Below are 20,228 nucleotides of genomic sequence, written 5' to 3'. Positions count from 1 at the left end.
TCAGCCCAGCTGGCTCGTGATGTCGCGCATGAGTGCGGATGTGGCGAGTGCGGCCTCAACCGCCTCGGCACCCTTGTCTTCTGAAGACCCCGGCAGTCCCGCCCTGTCGAGCGCCTGCTGTTCCGTGTCCGTGGTGAGAATTCCGAAGCCGACCGCGACGGCATGGCAGCGGGCCACATCGGTCAAGCCTCGAGTCACCGCATCACACACGTATTCGAAGTGCGGGGTGCCGCCCCTGACGACCACTCCGAGGCACACAATGGCCTCCGCACCACTGCGCGCGAGCCTCTCGGCCACCACGGGGAGTTCGAAGGCTCCGGGCACGCGCCAGACCCTTGCCGTGGCGCCTGCGCGTTCCACCGCGGCAAGGGCGCCCGCCACTAGGCCGTCCATGATGGTGGTGTGCCATTGCGACGCGACGACGTCCACAATGGCGCCCTTCGCGTCAATTGAAAGGCTTGGCGCGCCCTGACCACTCATGCAGAGTCCTCTTGTAGGTGTCCCATGCGCTCCACTTTAGTGCGCCGGTAGGCCTCGTTTTCGGGGTGGTGGCCCACGTGCAGGCCGATGCGCTCGACCACCGTGATTCCGGAAGCGCGCATGCCCTCGACTTTGGCAGGGTTGTTGGTTAGGAGGCGGATATTCGTCAGACCGAGGTCCTCCAGAATCGCGGCCGCGGCGCCATACTCCCTGCGATCCACGGGAAGTCCGAGTTCGACGTTTGCGTCGACGGTGTCCATCCCCTGGTCTTGAAGCGCATATGCCCGCACCTTGGCGGTGATGCCGATGCCACGGCCCTCGTGGCCGGTGAGGTACACGACCGCCCCGCCCTCGGCCTGGACGCGCTCGAGGGACGCATCAAGCTGCGGGCCACATTCGCATCGGATTGAGCCAAAGGCGTCGCCCGTGAGGCATTCCGAATGCACCCGGACGATTGGCACCACGCCCTCAGGAGCATCCTTGACCAGAGCGAGATGCTCCGCGCCGGTTCTTGCGTCGCGGTATGCCCTGATGGTGAACTCGCCGTGCACGGTGGGAAGGCGGGCCTCGCCCTGAAGAAGCACACGGTGCGGCTGCGGCTCCACGGCGACGGGAAGATCCTTCTTTGCGCGCCTGTAGGCGATGAGGTCGGCGATGGTCATGAGGGTGAGACCCTCCTTTGTGGCAAGGGCGGTAGCACTCCCCTGGCGCATCATGGTGCCGTCGTCGTTGACGAGTTCCGCGATGACTGCAACGGGCTCAAGCCCGGCGAGTCTGCAGAGATCGACGGCGGCCTCGGTGTGCCCGGGTCGGTGCAGGACACCCCCTGCAACAGCGCGCAATGGCAGAACATGCCCTGGCCGAATGAAATCTTCGGGCGAGGCATCGGCCCTCGCTAATCGCTGAATCGTCGCGTGCCTGTCGGCCGCAGAAATCCCCGTCGTCACGCCCGATGCGGCGTCGACCGACACCGTGTATGCCGTGCGGCGCGGGTCTTGGCTATTGGGGACCATGAGCGGCAGGTTGAGGGCGTCGGCCTTCAGACCCGTCATCGGCGCACAGAGGTAGCCGCTTGATTTCCTGATGCCCCACGCGACCCACTCCTGCGTGACGCGTTCCGCGGCCATGATGAAGTCGGCCTCGTCTTCGCGTTCGTGAGAATCGCACACGAGGACTGGTTTGCCAAGAGCGAGATCCGCGAGGGCCTGCTCGACCAGCGAGAAGGGGTCGCGGCTCACGAAGACAGTCCCATCATGCGCTCGACGTACTTGGCGATGATGTCGACCTCGACGTTTACCTCGTTGCCCACGACGAGTTCGCCCAGCGTTGTTTCCGTCAACGTGGTCGGAATCAGGGAGACCGTCACCGTGTCGTCGACGAGCCCGGCCACCGTGAGCGACACCCCGTTAAGCGAAATCGATCCCTTCAGAACCACGTACCGAAGCAACTCCCGCGGAACAGTGAAGGTGAGGTCGTCCCACTCCGGCTGGGAATCGCGAGCGACTAGCGTGGCTACCCCGTCGACGTGGCCCTGCATGATGTGACCGCCAAGCCGGCCGTCGGCGCGGGTGGCGCGCTCGAGATTCACCCGAATGCCAGGAGCCAACTCGCCCATCGTCGTGGTCTCTTCCGTGATGCGCATCACGTCGAAGGCCCACCCGCCTTGTTCGTGCGCTGCCACCGTCAGGCACACTCCGTTGACCGCGATCGACTCGCCGTGGACGATGTCCGTCCCCAGCTGGGGCGCCGTCAGCACGAAACGCGAGGAAGCTCCGTGATCTTCAACGGTCGCAACGGTACCAATGGCCTCAACGATGCCGGTAAACATGACTATCCCTTCGGAAGGTGAGCCGTGACCAGGCAATCTACACCGAGGGTCTGCAGCGAGGTGTCCTGCCCTCTCAACGCGTCGGCCATGGTGCGGATTCCCAGATCGGCGACGGCCTGAGTGCCCGTGCCAAGCAGAACGGGTGCGACATAGACGTTGAGTTCGTCGACGAGACCTGCGACGAGGAATGCCGTGTGAATCGCCGCGCCGCCCTCCACAATCACCGTACGCACCTCACGCTCCCAAAGGGTCGCGAGGGCGGCCTCGGGGTCATGAGTACCGAGCGCCACCGCGTTCTCATCTCGCCAGACGCGGGCTCCCGCCGTGGACCGCGTGCCCATGATGGCGCGCAACGGTTGATGGGGTTCGAGAACCGACTCGGGGCGCGCGGACAGTTCGGGGTCGTCGACTAGGACGGTGCCCGTGCCCACGAGTATGGCGTCGACCCGCACCCGCAGTTGGTGCACGTGCTCGCGAGCCTCCCGCCCCGTAATCCAGAAGCTGGTTCCGTCTGAGGCGGAGATCTTGCCGTCGAGCGTCTGCGCCCACTTTGCGATGACGTATGGCCTACCCTGCCGCATCGCGATCAGCCACTTGCGATTCACCGCCTCTGCCTGAGCGTGAGGCGCGTGAACGACGTCGACGCCCCGCGCCGCCATGTACTGCGCGCCACCGACGGCGCGCGGGTCGGGGTCCGCGACCGCGTAGACGACGCGAGCGATCCCTGCGTCGACGAGCGCTTGCGAGCACGGGCCCGTCCGGCCCGTGTGGTTGCATGGCTCGAGGCTCACGTACGCCGTCGCGCCGTCCACGTTCATGCCGGACGTCAACGCTCGGGCGAGAGCCGCCGCCTCCGCGTGCGGAGTGCCTGCGCCACGATGAAAGCCCTCTGCAAGCACGCGGCCCGAAGGATCGGTGATGACCGCTCCCACCCTGGGATTGGGCCCAAACTCCGGACCCAATGCGGCAAGGGCAACCGCCCTGTCGAGCGCTGCCTTCTGGTCGAGCGTCTCCTCCACGTTCTACCTGGCCGCTACGCGCAGGTTGGCGATCGCCGCAGCACGGTCCAGATGGCCGAAGACGGACGATCCGGCGACCAGAGTGTCCGCGCCTGCCGCGACTGCCTCTGGCGCGGTCTCCACGCTGATGCCCCCATCGACCTCGAGCCAGATGTCGGTGCCCGCGTCGGCCGCCGCCTTCCGTAACGCACCCAACTTCGGCAGCATCTCCCGCATGAACTCCTGGCCTCCGAAGCCTGGCTCGACAGTCATCACCAGCACCATGTCGACCTCGGTAAGGAGATCAAACACCGCCTCCGCTGGCGTTCCTGGCTTGATCGCCACGGCCGCGCGGGATCCGGTGGAGCGGATGTCCCTCGCCACCTGTAGCGGATTGTTCGCGGCCTCAAAGTGATACGTGCACGATGCCGCGCCGACTTCAGCGTACTTGGCCGCCCAGCGGTCGGGGTCGGCAATCATCAGGTGGACATCGAGGGGAACCGGCGAGATTTGGGCCAGGCGCTCAACGACGGGAAGTCCGATCGTGAGGTTCGGCACGAAGTGATTGTCCATGACGTCGACATGGATGAAGTCTGCGCTCGCGACCTCGAAAATCTCGCTCTCAAGCCTCCCGAAGTCGGCCGAAAGAATGGACGGCGCAATACGAATGCTCATGCTGCCAACCTAGCGCCCGTCTGGCGCCGTGAGGAGCGCCAAGTACATCGAATCGGTGCCGTGAGCGTGGGTCCACAATTGCACGTCGGGACCCTGCCCCCAAGCCTCGAGCCCCGTGCCAGTCACATCAGCCAGGGCGGCACGAGCGTCGAGCTGTTCAAGGCCGCTCGCCTCGACGATCTCCCTAGTCTCCGCGAGCACAGGCGAACACGTGACGTAAGCAATGACGCCACCGGGAGCGAGCCGCGTGGCGGAGTGGGCAAGGATGCGCGTTTGCAGGTCCGTGAGTTCACGGAGGTCTTCCGGCGAACGCCTCCACCGCGCCTCCGGGCGACGCCGCAGCGCCCCGAGACCGGTACAAGGAGCGTCCACCAGGATCCTGTCAAAGGGTCCCCCGTTCCACTCGGTCGCGTCGCCCACGTGGACGTCGACCACCCCTCGTGGCAGGGAACGCACGTTGTCACGCACGAGGGTCGCGCGGTGTGGGTGAAGTTCGAGGGCAGCGAGGGTGGCCCCCCTTTCGGCGGCGAGCGCTCCGAGTAGGGCCGTCTTACCACCGGGACCCGCACAGGCGTCGAGCCAGCGCTCCTGTGCGCTCGCTGGCCGCGCTGCCGCCGATGCGAGGGCCGCGGCGACCAGTTGTGAACCCTCGTCCTGGACGCCAGCAGCGCCGTCGCGCACCGCCGCCACCTTTCCGGGTGAACCTGCCTTGAGAACGACTCCGTAAGGCGAGTATTCGGTGGCCGTCCCCCCGGATTGCGAGGCGAGCGCGTCCCGATCGATCAGTCCGGGGCGCGACGCGAGCGTCACGGCCGCAGCGTCGTTGTGCGAGTCGAGCAGGGCCTCGAGTTCGCCCGACCGGCCCCGTGCGGCAAGCGATGCCTCAAGTTCGGCGACGATCCACTCGGGGTGCGAGGTGCGAATCGACAGATCGGTAATTCCGTTGCCAGGCGCGACGGCCGAGACCCACTCCTCGCGAGTGCGTTCCGTGATGCGCCGCATCACGGCGTTGACGAGGCCACTCGCGCGGGCCGCTCCCCCGTGCTTCGCAAGGTCAACGGATTCCGACACGGTCGCATGCGGAGGCGTGCTCATGTCGAGTGCCTGGTGGGCGCCGATCCACAGGACGGCCCTCACGGTCGCCTCGAGCGAGGAGGGTTCACGCCCCGACGCGACGGAAATGACCTCGTCGTAGAACCCGCTCATTCGCAAAGAACCGTACGCAAGCTCGGTGGCGAAGGCCGCGTCACGCTGTGACAGGCCCGCCTCACGGACGATCGTCGACATCGCGATGTTCGCGTAGGCATCGTCCTCCACCACCGCGAGCACGCACGCGAGTGCTGCCTTCCTTGCCGAGGTGCTCATGCCTCACCCAACAGCGCGCCGTCGGCCCAGCGCGCACCCCGCCACCAGTCGCGCGCATCCATGACCTTCTTGCCCGCCGGCTGTATCCAGCTGAGCGTCACGGGCTTGCCGCCGGTGCCTATCACGATGCCCTCTTCGGTCGCTCTCATCAGTCCAGGCGTCGTCGCCGGGCCGTCCACTGGCACGACTGGACCGATCTTGGCGGTGGAACCGTCCGGAAGCGTCGTCCAGGCTCCCGGCGCCGGAGTACAGGCGCGGATGGCCCTATCGATCACGTGAGCGGGCAGGTCCCAGCGCACCAGTGCGTCGTCGCGGGACAGCTTGGCCGCGTGGCTCACGCCGTCCTCCGATTGCGGCTGCGGCATGGCAAAGCCACCGCCGAGCGCCTCGATCGAATCCACAAGCAAGGACGCCCCCACCTTCGCGAGGCGTCCGAGGAGGTCCCCGGCCGTGTCTGCCGGCTTGATTCTCTCGGTCACTTGACCGATGACGGGGCCCGTGTCGAGCCCCTCCTCAATGAGAAACGTCGACGCGCCGGTGAGGTCATCTCCCGCTTGAAGCGCACGCTGGACCGGGGCGGCCCCGCGCCATGCCGGAAGCAGCGAGAAGTGGAGGTTGACCCACCCGTGCGCGGTCGCGGCGATGAGCGACGGCCGCAGGATCTGTCCGTACGCGACGACGCCAGCGGCATCGGCGTGAATCCCACGCACCCGCTCCACGAAGTCGGGCGCGGACGCCTTCGCGGGCGTCTCGACGGTCAGCCCGTGGTCGAGCGCGTATTGCTTCACGACGCTGGGGTGGAGCCCAGAACCCCTTCTGCCCTTCGCATCGGGCTGGGTCAACACGAGCGCTATCTCGTGACCCGCGTCGATCAGTGCGGCGAGCGCCGGGATGGCGACCTCGGGGGTGCCGGCGAAGATGAGGCGCATGTGCTCCATGGTAGGCGGCACGGGGGTGCCGAAAAGTCGCGGCGCCGGGGCGCCGCCGTGCTAGTCCCGACTTTGGCGCGGGCCCTAGGCGCTCGGCGTCGCGTCGACCTTCACATAGAGTGGGCTGGCGGAACGCAATGACCGCGCGATGACCACGGCTCGTACCGCACTCACGATTCCTTGCATCGCGCCCCGTGACGAAACGATCCACGCACCCTGCGAGTCACGCGAGATGCTCATTTCGGCGCTTTCGATCGCGCGGACGGCCTCATCGATCGCGTCGGACGATCCGTCGAGCCTCAGGGCCCTGCGGTGGGGCGGCAGCCCTAGGCTCTCGCGTTGCGCGAGGTCCCTGGAGGCCACGTCCCACCCATCCCACGCCACGAGCGCCTGTCGCACCTCGACGGGAAGCTCCCCCACGACCGCGACGGCGCCACCGTCGTCTCGCGCGGCAACGAGGGCCGCCGCATTGAGCCAGCGCCTGAGCGCTTGCGCCTCGGCACCAAGGCCCTCGTTGACCGACACCCGTGCGCCCACGATCGCCAAGTATCCATACCCGCCCTTGACAGCTGGAAGCGCTCCCGGCGTCGCGACCACGATTCCGGCGTCGACGGCGAGGTCCTCCACCACGCCCACGGTCGCGGACGACTGCGTCACAGGGATGCCTGCCGCCATGCGAACGAGTTGTTCCGCCAACCGGTCCGCGCCGAGCCCTACGGGACGCATGCGATGTTCCCTGCATTCGGGGCAGTGCCACGCGACGGCCTCGGTTCCACAGTCGTTGCACGATGCGACGGCGCTCGCGGTCGAGCGGGACAGGTCTCCCCCGCACTCGGCGCACTCCGCCCACGTGCCGCATCTCAGGCACGCGAGACCGGCGGCATAGCCGCCCTGGGGTACCACCACCGCGGCGACCCCTTTGCGTGCGGCGGCGAGCAGCGGCGCCCACACGTGACCCGGCATCCAGTGTCTGCCCGCACCCCCCTCGCGTTCCCTTCGTTCTCCACCGATGACCTCGACGGTGGGCAGGGTGGAGCGTTCCGGTCGCGCGTCGATGCGCCTGGCAAACCCGTGGACGACGAGTGCCACGGCCTCCGCAGAGAGGGCGTGCCCCGCGACGAGTAGCGCGGCACCCGAGCCCTGCGCGCGCATCGCGCACACCGTGCGGGCGTGGGGATACGGTGCACGCGGCTCCGCGAGAGTCGACGATGCCTCGTCCCACACGGTGATCGATGCGAGATCCGGGACCGGTTGCCACGCGGCGTGCCGCGTGCCAATGACGAGCGGAACGAGACCGCGCATCGCCGCAATGTACGACCCGTAGCGCACCGACGCGCCGTCCTCCGAGTCGATGACGGCAAGGTGACCGCCGCTTCGTGGTGTCCAACGCTTGAGGCCGGACTCCTCGGCCGTCCTCAGGAGTGCCGCGACCGCCCTGGAATCCGGCGCCACGATAATCGACGTCCCTCCCCGCTCGGCAGCCGCCAGTGCCGCTCCCAGCATGGCCTCGGTGGGTGCCACCTCGGGGCGCGAGGGCGTGGCGGCCCACACGGCTCGGTCTCGCCTCTCCACGGGCAATGCAAGGCGCTCCGCCGCCGCGGTGAGAGTGCCAAGCGCTCCCAAGTCCACGCCGGCGCGCACCCAGCCGTCCCAGCCGTACCTCTCCACCGCGGCTACTCGCGGCGGGCCCATGAGCCGCAGCACATCCCACAGCGAGCCCCCGTACCGCTGTGCGATCGCGCGCGCAAGGTCGAGCGCGGCCGGGCTGAACGAGGGAATCGCGCCGGCGGAGCGCACGGATTTGAGCACTTGAGCGCCCGGTTGACCGTCGACGGACGTCACCACGCCCGACACCAGCCTGCCAGCGAAGGGAACGCGCACCCTGGTGCCCAGGCTCACGCCCGTGACGGATGGAGGCACCTCATAGTCGAACGGCCTGTCGAGGTGCGGCAGCGGGCTGTCGACTGCGACCCCAACGATCACTAGACCGCGGCCGCCAATGCGTCGGCCCTGTCGGTGCGTTCCCAGGTGAAGTCGGGCAGTTCGCGGCCAAAGTGGCCGTAGCTCGCGGTCGCCCTGTAGATCGGCCGACGCAGGTCGAGCTGATCGATAAGCGCGGAGGGTCGCAGGTCAAAGACCTCGCGGATCGCCTTGACGATGCGATCGGGGTCGACGGTGTGCGTCCCGAAGGTCTCGACGTAGAGGCCAACGGGAACGGCCGTGCCGATCGCGTAGGCCACCTGCAACTCACACCTGTCAGCGAGGCCCGCCGCGACGACATTCTTGGCGACCCAGCGCATCGCGTATGCGGCCGAGCGGTCGACCTTGGATGGGTCCTTCCCCGAGAACGCTCCGCCGCCGTGGCGCGCCATTCCGCCATAGGTATCGACGATGATCTTGCGACCCGTCACTCCGGCGTCGCCCATGGGGCCGCCCACCTCGAACCTGCCGGTGGGGTTGATGAGGGATCGATGGCCCGATGAGTCCAACGCGAATCGGGAAAGCACGGGAGCAATCACCTCGGACTCGATCGCCTCCCGCAACTGCCCGATGTCGAGCCCCCCGCGGTGCTGGCTCGAGACGACGACGGTGTCGACGCTGATCGGAGTATCGCCGTCATAGCCGATCGTCACCTGGGCCTTACCGTCAGGGCGAAGCCCGTCGACAATCCCCTTCTTGCGCACCTCGGCCAGTCGCGCGGTGAGCGCGTGGGCCATCGCGATGGGCATCGGCATCAACTCAGCCGTGTCGCGGCACGCGAAGCCAAACATGAGTCCCTGGTCGCCCGCGCCGAGCTCTTGCGTTTCCGAGTCGGTGGCATGGCCGACGCCCAACCAGATGTCGGCGCTCTGCTCGCCGATCGAGACCAAGACGCCGCATGAGTCCGCATCAAAGCCGACCGTTGACGAGGTGTAGCCGATGTCGCGGACGACGTCGCGGATGGTGGAGGGAATGTCGACGTAGGCCTCGGTGGTCACCTCACCTGCGACGTGCACTTGACCGGTGGTTACCATCGTCTCGACCGCGACTCGCGACAGCGGATCCTGGCGCAGCATCTCGTCAAGGATGGCGTCGGAGACCTGATCGCAGATCTTGTCGGGGTGGCCCTCGGTCACGGACTCGGAGGAAAATTGGCGGAGGGACATGCGCTTCAGCATAGTAGTGAGATCGGACATCCCGGCCCCGAGGTAAGGCGAAGGGGCTACGCGCCCACGAGCGTGCGGGCCTTGTCCAGGATCGCGTGGGCCACCGCCAACTTGCTTCCCGATGCCGCGCCCACCTGCTCGCCGCGAGCGTCGAGCATCGCCACGGTGTTGGGTACATCGCCGAAGCCCATCCCCTCGCCCACCGGGTTCACGATGAGGAGGTCCGCGCCCTTGCGGCGCGCCTTCCGCCGCCCATGCTCAAGCACGTCCGCGGCACCGTCGCCGGTTTCCGCCGCGAACCCGACGATGACTTGGCCCTCACGCCGCGAGGCAACGAGGGCGGACAACACGTCTTCGGTCTGAACGAGCGTCAACACAAGTCCGCTGTCGCTCGACTTCTTGATCTTGTGGCCGGCGACGGTCTCGGGGCGAAAGTCGGCCACCGCGGCGGCCATGATGACCACGTCCGCCGTCTGCGCGGCGGCCTTCACTGCGGCACCGAGCTCCTGGCTTGTCTCTACGTCGATCCTCTCGATACCTTCGCCAAGGGGAAGAGCCACGTTCGCTGCGACCACCGTCACGGAGGCGCCGCGCTCGCGAGCCGCCTCTGCCAGGGCGAATCCTTGGCGACCGGAAGAGCGATTGCCGAGAAAGCGTACGAGATCAATCGGTTCCCTTGTGCCTCCGGCGGAAATCACTATCGAGATGCCATGGAGATCACCCCACGGCTTGTCTTGCTCCGTGCCGAGAGCCTCGAGCCCATGCCCCGCTGCGACCGCGTACAGAGCCTCCACGATGTCATCGGGTTCGGGAAGCCTGCCCGGGCCGGAATCCGGACCGGTGAGGCGCCCCACGGCGGGCTCGATGACGTGAACGCCTCGAGCTCGCAGGGTCTCGACATTGGCTCGAGTCGCTGGATGATTCCACATCTCGGTATGCATCGCTGGCGCCATCAGCACGGGTGCCGTGGTGGCGAGCAGGGCCGACCCGAGCAGGTCGCGGGCGGTCCCCGCAGCGACCTGGGCCAGGAAGTCCGCGGTGGCGGGAGCGATGAGCACGACGTCGGCCCGCCGGCCCAAACGGATGTGTTCCACGCCCGGCACGTTCTCGAACACGCCCGAAGGTGCGGGCTCACCCGTGAGGGCTTCCCACGTCGCACGGCCCACAAAGTGGAGGGACGCCTCTGTGGGGATCACCCTGACGGCATGGCCGTCCGCACGCAACCGTCTGACGACAACCGCGACCTTGTAGGCGGCAATGCCGCCGGTCACTCCCAGCAGCACGCGCATCGCGACCTCGACTCGGGTGTGGCTAGACCTCGGTGTGGCCCAGAATGAGCAGGTTGCCCTCGTTGATCTCGCGCAATGCGACCGACAGCGGCTTGTCCGTCGAGTCAGCGGGAACCAGAGGCCCAACATTCTCGAAGTGGCCCTCGCCGAGCGCCTCGTAGTAGGCGTTGATCTGACGGGCGCGCTTGGAGCCGTAGATCACCAGCGCGTACTTGGAGTCGACCTTTGCAAGCAGCTCGTCGATGGGCGGGTTGGTAATGCCCTCGGGGTGTGCAACGGTTCCAGCCACGTGATCCTCCTAGCGAGCGCCTACCTGGCGGTAGACAACGCCAACTATTCTAGCGTGCCGAGGCCACGATGGCCTCCAGCTCCGCCACAGCGTCGTCAAGGCGGTCGTTGACCACGGTGACGTCGAACTCATCCACGGCGGCAAGCTCCTCGCGTGCGGTGTGAAGTCGGCGCTGTCGTTCCTCGTCGCCTTCGGTGCCTCGGATGGCCAAGCGGTCGACCAAGTCCTCGAACGTCGGGGGCGCAATGAACACGAACAGCGCCTCTGGCATCGTCCGTTTTACCTGACGCGCACCTTGCAGGTCGATCTCAAGCACCACGGACATGTCCATGGCCAAGCGCTCCTCGACCGCCTTGCGCGGGGTTCCGTATCGATGCATGCCGTGGACAACTGCCCACTCGAGCAACTCCCCTGCGTCGATCATGCGGGAAAACTCGTCGTCAGTCACGAAGTAGTACTGCAATCCGTCTCGTTCACCCGGCCGAGGCTGCCGCGTCGTCGCCGACACGGAAACCCATACGTCGTCACGCTTCGCGCGAAGCGCGGCGACGAGGGTCCCCTTGCCAACTGCAGACGGACCCGCGACAACGACGAGTCTGCTCATCGACGCTCGCGGGCCAACAGTGCCTCGACTTGGTGCGCGCCGAGTCCACGCACGCGCCTTGCCGCGGAGATGCCGATGTCTTCCATCAGCGCCGTAGCCCTCTTGGGCCCGATGCCTGGCAAACACTGAATGAGATCGTGAACACGAATTCCCGCGAGGGCCTCATCGGCCTTTGCGCGAGATATCGCATCAGCGAGCGCGAACTCGCCTTTCGCAAGCGACTCCTTAAAGACTCGCCTGGCGCTACGCACCGCCGTCGCCTTGATCAGAGCTTGCGCCCTCTGCTCCGCGGTCAGTTCTGGTGTAGCCATGTCACCTCCATTGTCGGGACCCGTTTCCGGGTGTTACTCGTCAACATTCGTCCTCGCCAGGGAGTATTGGGCGGCGCCCGATGCTGCTCGAATCGCGCCTCTCAGCTCTTCAACGATGGGTCCTGCCTGCAAAACCCCGCGTGACTGGCTGACGAGTACTCGATGCCTGACATTGCCAAAGACCCTCGCAACGTCGGCAGGGGTACCGCCTTGCGCGCCGACCCCCGGCACCAGCAGGGGGCCGTTGACGGCCTCAAGATCAATGCCGAGCTCCGCGATCGCGGTGCCGACGGTCGCCCCGACCACGAGCCCGACGGAGCCCATGGGCTCCTTGCCCTCGTTCAGCGCTCCGGCGGCCCGTGCGATCACGTCTGCAACGTGCCCGTCGGGCCCTTTCGCGTGCTGCACCGACGCTCCCTCTGGGTTCGAGGTGAGCGCCAAAATGAAGACTCCCTTGCCGGTGTGCTCCGCAAGCTCGAAGGCGGGCCTCAGTGATCCGACGCCAAGAAAGGGCGACACCGTGATGGAGTCCGCCTCAAGGGGAGCGCCCTTGGCGAGGTACGCGTCCGCATACCCCTGCATCGTGGAGCCGATGTCTCCACGCTTCACGTCGAGGATGGTGAGGAGGCCCATTTCACGCGCCCTGCCCAGGGTGTATTCCAGGGCGGCGATGCCACGAGACCCGTGTCGCTCATAGAACGCGGAATTTGGCTTCACTGCGGCCGCCGAATCCACTGACGCGTCGAGAATTGCATCTGCGAAGGCGACGAGGGACGCCGGTGTATCCGGAAGGCCCCAACGCTCCAGTAACTCAGGGTGCGGATCGATGCCGACACACAAGGGACCACGGTCCCGCATTGCGGCCATCAATCGGGCGCCGAAAGCCATGGGGGTCCTTCCTGAAGGGGTGCCGTGCATCGTCGTCTCAGGCCATGCTACCTGGGCGTTCGCTTTCTAGAGATAGACGCGGCGACATCCTGCAGGCTCATTACCTCAAATCGGCCACCCTGAAGCGCCTCAATTGCCTGCACCGCGGCCGCAAGTTGCTGGGTCGTGGTGATAATTGCCACGTCGGCCGCCGTCGCCGCCGCGCGAATCTCGTAGCCGTCCGCGCGCGCTCCTTGGCCGGAGGGAGTGTTGACGACCATGTCAATCCTTCCCTCGTTGATGAGGTCTACGACCGTCGGCTCGCCGTCCTCTCCCCTACCTTGAGACTTCTTGCGCACCACGCTCGATGGGATGCCGTGCCTTCTCAGCACACGGGCGGTGCCCTCGGTCGCCAGAATCGTAAATCCGAGCTGGTGGAGTCGCGCGATGGGGAACGCGATGGCGCGCTTGTCACGATCGGCCATCGAGACGAAGACGGTGCCCGAGAGCGGAAGCCCCCCAATGGCTCCCGCTTGGGACTTGGCGAAAGCCAAGGGGAAGGTCGAGTCGAAGCCCATGACCTCGCCCGTCGACCGCATCTCGGGCCCGAGCACCGAGTCAACGGCGAGCCCTTCTCGCGTCCTGAACCGCTTGAACGGAAGCACCGCTTCCTTCACCGCGATGCGCGCATCGTCCCGATAGACCGTCGCGTCGTCGACCGGCAGCACACCCTCGGCGCGCAGTTCCGCGATCGAGACGCCAAGCATGACGCGCGCCGCAGCCCTTGCTAGCGGGATTCCCGTGGCCTTAGCCACGAACGGCACGGTGCGCGATGCGCGTGGGTTGGCCTCCAACACGTACAGCACATCGCTCGCAAGGGCGAATTGGACATTGATGAGGCCACGGACGCCGATGCCCTTGGCCAGCGCCTCGGTCGAGGTCCTAATGCGCCCCAGGTCGGCGGCGGACAGCGTCACCGGCGGAAGGACGCATGCGGAGTCACCCGAATGGATACCGGCCTCCTCGATGTGCTCCATGACGCCGGCGAGGAACAATTCCTCTCCGTCGTACAGGGCGTCAACGTCGATCTCGACGGCGTCGTCGAGGAAACGGTCGATGAGAAGAGGGGCGTCGGTGGCATGGTCGCCCACGTCCTCCATGCGGGTCCCGTAATCCTCGAGCTGCTCCCTGTCGTACACGATCTCCATGCCGCGGCCACCGAGCACGTACGACGGGCGCACGAGCACGGGGAACCCGATGCGCTCTGCGATCACGATCGCCTCTTCGATTCCGTCCGCAGTGCCGTAGGCCGGTGCCGGTAGTCCCGCAATTTCGAGGACCGCGCCAAACGCGCGCCTGTCCTCCGCGTTGTCGATCGCCTCTGGGCTCGTGCCTAGAATGGGCACTCCGGCATCTGCCAGGCGCTTTGCTAGGCTGAGAGGAGTCTGACCGCCCAACTGGACCAGCATTCCCTTGACGGGACCGGCCGCGAGTTCCGCGTGGTAAACCGCCATGACGTCCTCGAATGTCAACGGTTCAAAGTAGAGACGGTCGGAGGTGTCGTAGTCGGTCGAGACTGTCTCGGGGTTGCAGTTGACCATGACGGTCTCGTACGTGTCCCTGAGCGTCAGGGCAGCGTGAACGCACGAGTAGTCGAACTCGATTCCCTGACCGATGCGGTTGGGGCCCGAGCCCAGGATGATCACGGCCTCGCGTTCGCGTGGCTCGACCTCGGTCTCCTCGTCGTACGTGCTGTAGTGATACGGCGTGTGTGACTCGAACTCGGCCGCGCACGTGTCGACCGTCTTGAAGACTGGCAAGACGCCCGTGACGACGCGCGCCACCGACACGTCGGCCTCGTCGAGGCCTCGCAACGACGCGATCTGCACGTCCGAAAGCCCGTGGGACTTCGCTCGCCACAGGATGGCCCTGTCGAGCTCCTCCGCTTCTGCGACCTCGAGTGCGACCTCGTTGATGAGCAAAATCTGGTCGAGGAACCAGGGATCGATGGCCGTGGCGTCGAAGACGCGCTCGACCACCGTCGGGTCCACGAGCGCCGCCCGCAGCGCCTGCTGTACCTGCACCAGTCGCTTCTCCGTGGGAATTGCGCACTGCGCGATCAGCGCGTCGAGGCCGTCGCCGTACGGGGCCTCGCCCTCCCAGTGGAAGACCTGTCCCCGCTTGTCGATCGAGCGCATCGCCTTGCCGAGCGCCTCGGTGAAGTTGCGGCCAAGCGCCATGGCCTCACCCACCGACTTCATCGTCGTGGTGAGGACCGGGTCCGCCTTGGGGAACTTCTCGAACGCGAAGCGAGGAACCTTCACGACCACGTAGTCGAGGCTCGGCTCGAAGCTCGCGGGAGTGGAGCCGGTGATGTCGTTAGGGATCTCGTCGAGCGTATAACCGATCGCGAGGCGGGCGGCGATCTTGGCGATCGGGAAACCCGTTGCCTTCGAGGCGAGCGCAGACGAGCGCGAGACGCGCGGGTTCATCTCGATGACGATGATGCGCCCCGTGTCGGGTTGGACCGCGAACTGGATATTGCAACCACCGGTGTCGACACCCACCTCGCGAATCACGGCGATGCCGACGTCGCGGAGCTTCTGGTACTCGCGGTCGGTGAGCGTGAGCGCGGGTGCCACCGTGACCGAGTCTCCCGTGTGCACTCCCACCGGGTCGACGTTCTCGATCGAACACACGACGACGACGTTGTCGTGCTTGTCTCGCATGAGCTCGAGTTCGTATTCCTTCCAGCCAAGGATCGATTCCTCGAGCAGCACCTCGGTGGTCGGCGAGTAGTGCAGGCCTTGGCCGCCGATGCGACGCAGGTCCGCCTCGTCGTACGCAAGTCCGGAGCCCAGCCCACCCATCGTGAAGGAGGGTCGCACCACGACGGGGTACTTGAGGTCCTCGGCGGCGGCGATGAGTTCATCCATCGTGTGACAGATGTGGGAGCGGGCGCTCTCCGCGCCGCAGCGTTCCACGACGCCCTTGAACAGTTCCCTGTTCTCGCCCAGGTGGATCGCCTCAAGGTTGGCGCCGATCAGCTCGACGTTGTACTTGTCGAGGATGCCTGCCTCCGCCGCCGCGATCGCGGCGTTCAGCGCGGTCTGGCCGCCCAGCGTCGGCAGCAACGCGTCCGGGCGCTCCTTCTCGATGATGCGCTCAATGATCTCGGTCGTGATCGGCTCGACGTACGTGGCGTCGGCAAACTCCGGGTCCGTCATGATCGTGGCCGGGTTGGAGTTCAGCAGAACGACGCGCAGGCCCTCGGCCTTGAGCACTCGACAGGCCTGAGTCCCCGAATAGTCGAATTCGCAGGCCTGGCCGATGACGATCGGGCCGGAGCCGATCACCATGACCGTCTGGATGTCGTCGCGACGAGGCACTTAGCGTCCCTTCATGAGGTCAAGAAAGCGGTCAAAGAGGTACGAGGCATCGTGCGGTCCAGCCGCGGCCTCGGGGTGGTACTGAACCGAGAACGCGGGCACGTCCAGGCATTGCAGGCCCTCGACCACGTCGTCGTTGAGGCACACATGGCTGACCTTGACCCTGCCGTACCCGGTGGGAGACTCGCTGATTCCGTCCAGTGGCGCGTCGACCGCGAATCCGTGGTTGTGGCTCGTCACCTCGACCTTGCCCGTGGTGCGGTCCATGACGGGCTGGTTGATCCCGCGGTGGCCAAAGCGGAGCTTGTAGGTGCCGTAGCCGAGCGCACGCCCGAGCAGTTGGTTGCCGAAGCAGATGCCAAAGAGCGGCACCTTCGCATCCAGGATTCCGCGCACGACGGCGACCGAGCGATCGGCCACGCCCGGGTCGCCAGGTCCGTTGGAAAAGAACACACCATCGGGCTTGAGCGCGAGGATCTCGCCCGCGGTCCAGCTCGAAGGAACCACGGTCACCTTGATTCCCCGCGCCGCCATGAGCTCGGGGGTCATCGCCTTGATGCCGAGGTCGACCGCCACGACGTGCGCGATCGTCTCCGTGCCCTCGGGGGGCTCGATGACGTAGTCCCCGTCGATGGAGACCTGGTCAGCGAGGTGCGCCCCGAGCATCGGCTCGGCGGACCGCACGCGCCCGACCAGCGTCGCATCGTCGGCCAGCGCGTCACCCGAGAAGACTCCCGCGCGCATCGAACCGGCGGACCTCAAGGTGCGTGTGAGCTTCCTGGTATCGATGCCCGACAACCCGACGATGCCCTGATCGACGAGGTCGTCCTCGAGTCCCCTCTGCGACCGCCAGTTCGACGGCCTCCGAGCGGGGTCCCTGACGATGTAGCCGGCAACCCAGATCCGCCTGGATTCGGCGTCCTCGTCGTTCATGCCCGTGTTGCCGATGTGCGGAGCCGTCATGACCACGATCTGCTTGTAGTACGACGGGTCGGTGAGTGTCTCTTGGTAACCGGTCATGCCGGTGTTGAAGACGATTTCCCCGAAGGTCTCGCCGCGCGCACCATACGCGTTGCCCTTGTACACGTCGCCGTTCTCTAGAACGAGCACCGCTTGATCAGTTGTCACTCGAAGGCTCCTTCAAAACGGGCGTCCAGGTGCGTGGGCTTGCCGCGCAAGAATGTGGCGACGGCGCGCCCTGGAAGTTCCCTGCCAGCGTACGGCGTGTTGCGTGACCTGCTCGCGAGGGCCGCAGCGTCGACGGTCCATGGCGCCTGCGGATCGACGAGGGTGAGGTTTGCGGGCTCTCCCACGGCGATCGGTCGCCCGTGAGCCGCCTCCACGCGCCCGATGCGCGCTGGGGTGTGGGACATGACGCGCGCCACGTCCTTCCAGGTCATCAGCCCGCTGTCGACCATGACCTGCTGGACAATGCCTAGCGCGGTCTCGAGGCCGAGCATCCCGGAGGACGCCGACGCCCATTCGCAGTCCTTGTCCTCGCTCGCGTGGGGCGCGTGGTCCGTAGCGACGATGTCGATCGTCCCGTCGGCGAGTCCGGCGCGCACCGCCTCGACGTCCTCCGCGGTCCGCAACGGGGGGTTGACCTTGAAGAGCGGGTTGTAGGTGCGCGCCTCCTCGTGGGTCAGCAAGAGGTGGTGAGGCGTGGCCTCCGCCGTGACGTGGATGCCGCGCGACTTGGCCCAGCGCACGATATCGACCGAGCCCGCGGTCGACAAGTGCTGAATGTGGACGCGCGAGCCGACGTGGCCTGCGAGCAGCACGTCGCGAGCGACGATGGATTCCTCGGCGACCGCGGGCCAACCGGTCAGTCCCAGCTCGGCAGACACCTCGCCCTCGTGCATCTGCGAGCCTTCGGTGAGCCGCAGGTCTTGAGCGTGCTGCACGATCGCTCCGTCGAAGGACTTCACGTACTCGAGTGCCCTGCGCATGATGACGGGGTCGTAGACGCAGATGCCGTCATCGCTGAAGAGGCGCACGCGCGCCCTCGAGTGCGCCATCGCGCCCATCTCCGACAGGTGCTCACCCTTGAGTCCGACGGTGACGGCACCCACGGGGATGACGTCGACAAGCCCGATCTCGCGGCCCCTGCTCCACACCTGCTCAACCACGCCCGCCGTGTCGGCCACGGGATTGGTGTTGGCCATGGCGTGAACGGCAACCCACCCGCCGCGCGCCCCCGCACGGGAGCCGCTCTCGATAGTCTCCGCGTCTTCCCTGCCAGGCTCGCGCAGGTGCGTGTGGAGGTCGACAAGGCCCGGTAGGAGTACGAGGCCGTCGGCTTCGATGCGGGTGGCACCGGCGGGAAGATCCGCGGGGTCGACAATGACGCCGTCGCGCACCGCGACGTCGCCCTGGACCTCGCCGTTGACCTTGGCCCCCGTGATGATGAAGGCGCTCATGCCTGCTCCTCTCCTGCCAACAGGAGGTACAGCGCGGCCATACGTACGGCCACCCCATTCGCCACCTGTTCGACGATCACGGAGCGCGGGCTGTCCGCCGCCTCCGCCGAAATCTCGAGACCCCTGTTCATGGGCCCCGGGTGCATGACGATGCCGTGCTCGGCCAGCCTCGCCATGCGAGCACTATCCAGGCCAAACATCCGCGTGTATTCGGCCGGTGAGGGGAAGAACGCCGCTCCCCCGCCGGTCATGCGCTCCCGCTGGACCCTGAGCATCATGACCGCATCGACGGGCCGCGCGTCGAGCGCATCGTCCAGGCCGTGGAACACCTCGACCGGCCACGAATCCATTCCTACCGGCAGCAGCGTCGGCGGCGCGACGAGCGCGACGCTCGCCCCGAGCGTCGTGAGCAGGTGCATGTTCGAGCGGGCCACGCGCGAGTGGAGCACGTCGCCGACGATGGCGACCCTGAGCCCGTCGAGGCCCTTCCCGTCCGTCCTAGCCCCGTCGTCGCCCATGAGGTGCTTACGCATCGTGTAGGCGTCCAGGAGGGCCTGCGTGGGGTGCTCGTGCGTGCCGTCGCCCGCATTGAGCACGCTGCCGTGGAGCCAGCCTCCGTGCGCGAGCTGATACGCGGCACCAGAGGCCCAGTGCCGCACCACCACGGCGTCCGCGCCCATGGCCTGCAGCGTCAGGGCGGTGTCCTTGAGGCTCTCGCCCTTCGACACGCTCGATCCCTTGGCCGAGAAGTTGATGACGTCGGCGCTCAGACGCTTTGCCGCGGCCTCGAACGAGATGCGCGTCCGGGTCGAGTCCTCGAAGAACAGGTTGACGACCGTCTTGCCGCGCAGGGTGGGGAGCTTGCGTATTTCCCTGTCCTGAGTCGCGGCCATCTGCGCTGCCGTGTCGAGAATGCGGATCGCGTCCTCGCGCGTCATGCCCTTGGTGCCGAGCAGGTGCTTCACTTCGCTCCCCCCGTCAAGATCACGGCGTCTTCACCATCGGTCTCCACGAGGTGGACATCCACGCGCTCGGACCGGGAGGTAGGCAGATTCTTGCCCACGTAGTCCGCCCTGATGGGCAGTTCACGGTGGCCCCTATCCACGAGCACGGCCAGTTGGACGGCGCGCGGTCGGCCTAGATCCTTGACGGCGTCGAGCGCGGCGCGGATCGTGCGACCCGTGTGGAAGACGTCGTCGACGAGGATCACGACGGCGGCGTCAATACCAGCGGCCGGCAGCCTGGTCGCGCCGATGGCGCGCGTAGGTTGCCGATGCAGATCGTCCCGATACATGGTGATGTCGAGCGCGCCGCACCTCGCCACCGCATCGAAGCCTGGCTCGACCTCGGCGAGCTTCGCCGCAAGCCGTTCGGCAAGAGGGAGGCCCCGCGTCGGAATGCCGAGGAGGACGAGTTTGTCGGCTCCGCCATTGCGCTCGAGAATCTCGTGTGCAATGCGGGTCACCGCTCGCGCCATGTCGGGCGCGGTCAACACAATGCCAGTCACTGGCCAACTCCTTCTCCGCCTCACGGGACGGTTCTTAAAGGGTGTCTGCGTACGTCACTGTAGCCCACACTTGGGCACGCGAGGGCGCGCCGGGCGGGTTACTCGCTCGCTGGTTCCATCTGCGCTTCGTC

19 protein-coding genes are annotated in these 20,228 nt (G+C 66.7%); all 19 read right to left on the bottom strand.

Annotated elements, in window-relative coordinates; genetic code table 11:
• Entirely contained in the window at nucleotides 1-480 is a 480-nt protein-coding gene (gene ribH, locus BKA03_RS07490) for a 6,7-dimethyl-8-ribityllumazine synthase (protein ID WP_179397793.1), read from the bottom strand.
• On the bottom strand, nucleotides 477-1,718 hold the full coding sequence (gene ribB, locus BKA03_RS07485; RefSeq protein WP_179397792.1) for a 3,4-dihydroxy-2-butanone-4-phosphate synthase: 1,242 nt from the start codon (nucleotides 1,716-1,718) through the stop codon (nucleotides 477-479). The genes ribH and ribB overlap by 4 nt, the downstream gene beginning before the upstream one ends.
• Nucleotides 1,715-2,308: a riboflavin synthase gene (locus tag BKA03_RS07480; RefSeq protein WP_179397791.1), complete on the bottom strand. Its 594-nt coding sequence runs from the start codon at nucleotides 2,306-2,308 to the stop codon at nucleotides 1,715-1,717. The genes ribB and BKA03_RS07480 overlap by 4 nt, the downstream gene beginning before the upstream one ends.
• A 2-nt stretch (nucleotides 2,309-2,310) precedes the next feature.
• Nucleotides 2,311-3,327 (bottom strand): bifunctional diaminohydroxyphosphoribosylaminopyrimidine deaminase/5-amino-6-(5-phosphoribosylamino)uracil reductase RibD, encoded by a 1,017-nt coding sequence (gene ribD / locus BKA03_RS07475; RefSeq protein WP_179397790.1) that lies wholly within the window; start codon nucleotides 3,325-3,327, stop codon nucleotides 2,311-2,313.
• Between the two features lie 3 nt (nucleotides 3,328-3,330).
• Entirely contained in the window at nucleotides 3,331-3,981 is a 651-nt protein-coding gene (rpe, locus tag BKA03_RS07470) for a ribulose-phosphate 3-epimerase (protein ID WP_179397789.1), read from the bottom strand.
• Nucleotides 3,982-3,990: 9 nt separating this feature from the next.
• Nucleotides 3,991-5,346 carry an RsmB/NOP family class I SAM-dependent RNA methyltransferase gene (locus BKA03_RS07465; RefSeq protein ID WP_179397788.1) on the bottom strand — a complete coding sequence of 452 codons (1,356 nt, stop codon included), beginning with the start codon at nucleotides 5,344-5,346 and terminating at the stop codon, nucleotides 3,991-3,993.
• Nucleotides 5,343-6,275, bottom strand: coding sequence for a methionyl-tRNA formyltransferase (gene fmt / locus BKA03_RS07460; protein WP_179397787.1), 933 nt, complete (start codon nucleotides 6,273-6,275; stop codon nucleotides 5,343-5,345). Before fmt ends, BKA03_RS07465 begins: the two co-directional genes overlap by 4 nt.
• Before the next feature lie 84 nt (nucleotides 6,276-6,359).
• On the bottom strand, nucleotides 6,360-8,258 hold the full coding sequence (locus BKA03_RS07455) for a primosomal protein N' family DNA-binding protein (protein WP_179397786.1): 1,899 nt from the start codon (nucleotides 8,256-8,258) through the stop codon (nucleotides 6,360-6,362).
• Nucleotides 8,258-9,421, bottom strand: coding sequence for a methionine adenosyltransferase (gene metK / locus BKA03_RS07450; protein WP_218855997.1), 1,164 nt, complete (start codon nucleotides 9,419-9,421; stop codon nucleotides 8,258-8,260). Before metK ends, BKA03_RS07455 begins: the two co-directional genes overlap by 1 nt.
• Before the next feature lie 56 nt (nucleotides 9,422-9,477).
• Nucleotides 9,478-10,839 (bottom strand): bifunctional phosphopantothenoylcysteine decarboxylase/phosphopantothenate--cysteine ligase CoaBC, encoded by a 1,362-nt coding sequence (gene coaBC, locus BKA03_RS07445; RefSeq protein WP_506256171.1) that lies wholly within the window; start codon nucleotides 10,837-10,839, stop codon nucleotides 9,478-9,480.
• Nucleotides 10,733-10,999, bottom strand: coding sequence for a DNA-directed RNA polymerase subunit omega (gene rpoZ, locus BKA03_RS07440; RefSeq protein WP_179397784.1), 267 nt, complete (start codon nucleotides 10,997-10,999; stop codon nucleotides 10,733-10,735). Before rpoZ ends, coaBC begins: the two co-directional genes overlap by 107 nt.
• Nucleotides 11,000-11,048: 49 nt before the next feature.
• On the bottom strand, nucleotides 11,049-11,603 hold the full coding sequence (gmk, locus tag BKA03_RS07435; RefSeq protein WP_179397783.1) for a guanylate kinase: 555 nt from the start codon (nucleotides 11,601-11,603) through the stop codon (nucleotides 11,049-11,051).
• Nucleotides 11,600-11,914, bottom strand: coding sequence for an integration host factor, actinobacterial type (gene mihF / locus BKA03_RS07430; RefSeq protein ID WP_179397782.1), 315 nt, complete (start codon nucleotides 11,912-11,914; stop codon nucleotides 11,600-11,602). Before mihF ends, gmk begins: the two co-directional genes overlap by 4 nt.
• A 33-nt stretch (nucleotides 11,915-11,947) precedes the next feature.
• The gene (pyrF, locus tag BKA03_RS07425) at nucleotides 11,948-12,802 is read right to left on the bottom strand and encodes an orotidine-5'-phosphate decarboxylase (protein WP_218855996.1); all 855 of its coding nucleotides are present in this window, start codon (nucleotides 12,800-12,802) and stop codon (nucleotides 11,948-11,950) included.
• Nucleotides 12,803-12,849: 47 nt separating this feature from the next.
• Nucleotides 12,850-16,170, bottom strand: coding sequence for a carbamoyl-phosphate synthase large subunit (gene carB / locus BKA03_RS07420; protein ID WP_179397780.1), 3,321 nt, complete (start codon nucleotides 16,168-16,170; stop codon nucleotides 12,850-12,852).
• A complete protein-coding gene (gene carA / locus BKA03_RS07415; RefSeq protein ID WP_179397779.1) occupies nucleotides 16,171-17,298 on the bottom strand; it encodes a glutamine-hydrolyzing carbamoyl-phosphate synthase small subunit in 1,128 nt (375 codons plus the stop codon).
• Entirely contained in the window at nucleotides 17,295-18,590 is a 1,296-nt protein-coding gene (locus BKA03_RS07410; RefSeq protein ID WP_179397778.1) for a dihydroorotase, read from the bottom strand. The genes carA and BKA03_RS07410 overlap by 4 nt, the downstream gene beginning before the upstream one ends.
• Entirely contained in the window at nucleotides 18,587-19,555 is a 969-nt protein-coding gene (locus BKA03_RS07405; protein ID WP_179397777.1) for an aspartate carbamoyltransferase catalytic subunit, read from the bottom strand. The genes BKA03_RS07410 and BKA03_RS07405 overlap by 4 nt, the downstream gene beginning before the upstream one ends.
• On the bottom strand, nucleotides 19,552-20,121 hold the full coding sequence (pyrR, locus tag BKA03_RS07400; protein WP_373366730.1) for a bifunctional pyr operon transcriptional regulator/uracil phosphoribosyltransferase PyrR: 570 nt from the start codon (nucleotides 20,119-20,121) through the stop codon (nucleotides 19,552-19,554). Before pyrR ends, BKA03_RS07405 begins: the two co-directional genes overlap by 4 nt.
• Between the last annotated feature and the right edge of the window lie 107 nt (nucleotides 20,122-20,228).

Origin of the sequence: Demequina lutea (assembly GCF_013409005.1) — a bacterium.
In the GTDB taxonomy this organism is placed as follows: Bacteria; Actinomycetota; Actinomycetes; order Actinomycetales; family Demequinaceae; genus Demequina; species Demequina lutea.
This window is presented reverse-complemented; position numbering and strand designations above follow the sequence as displayed.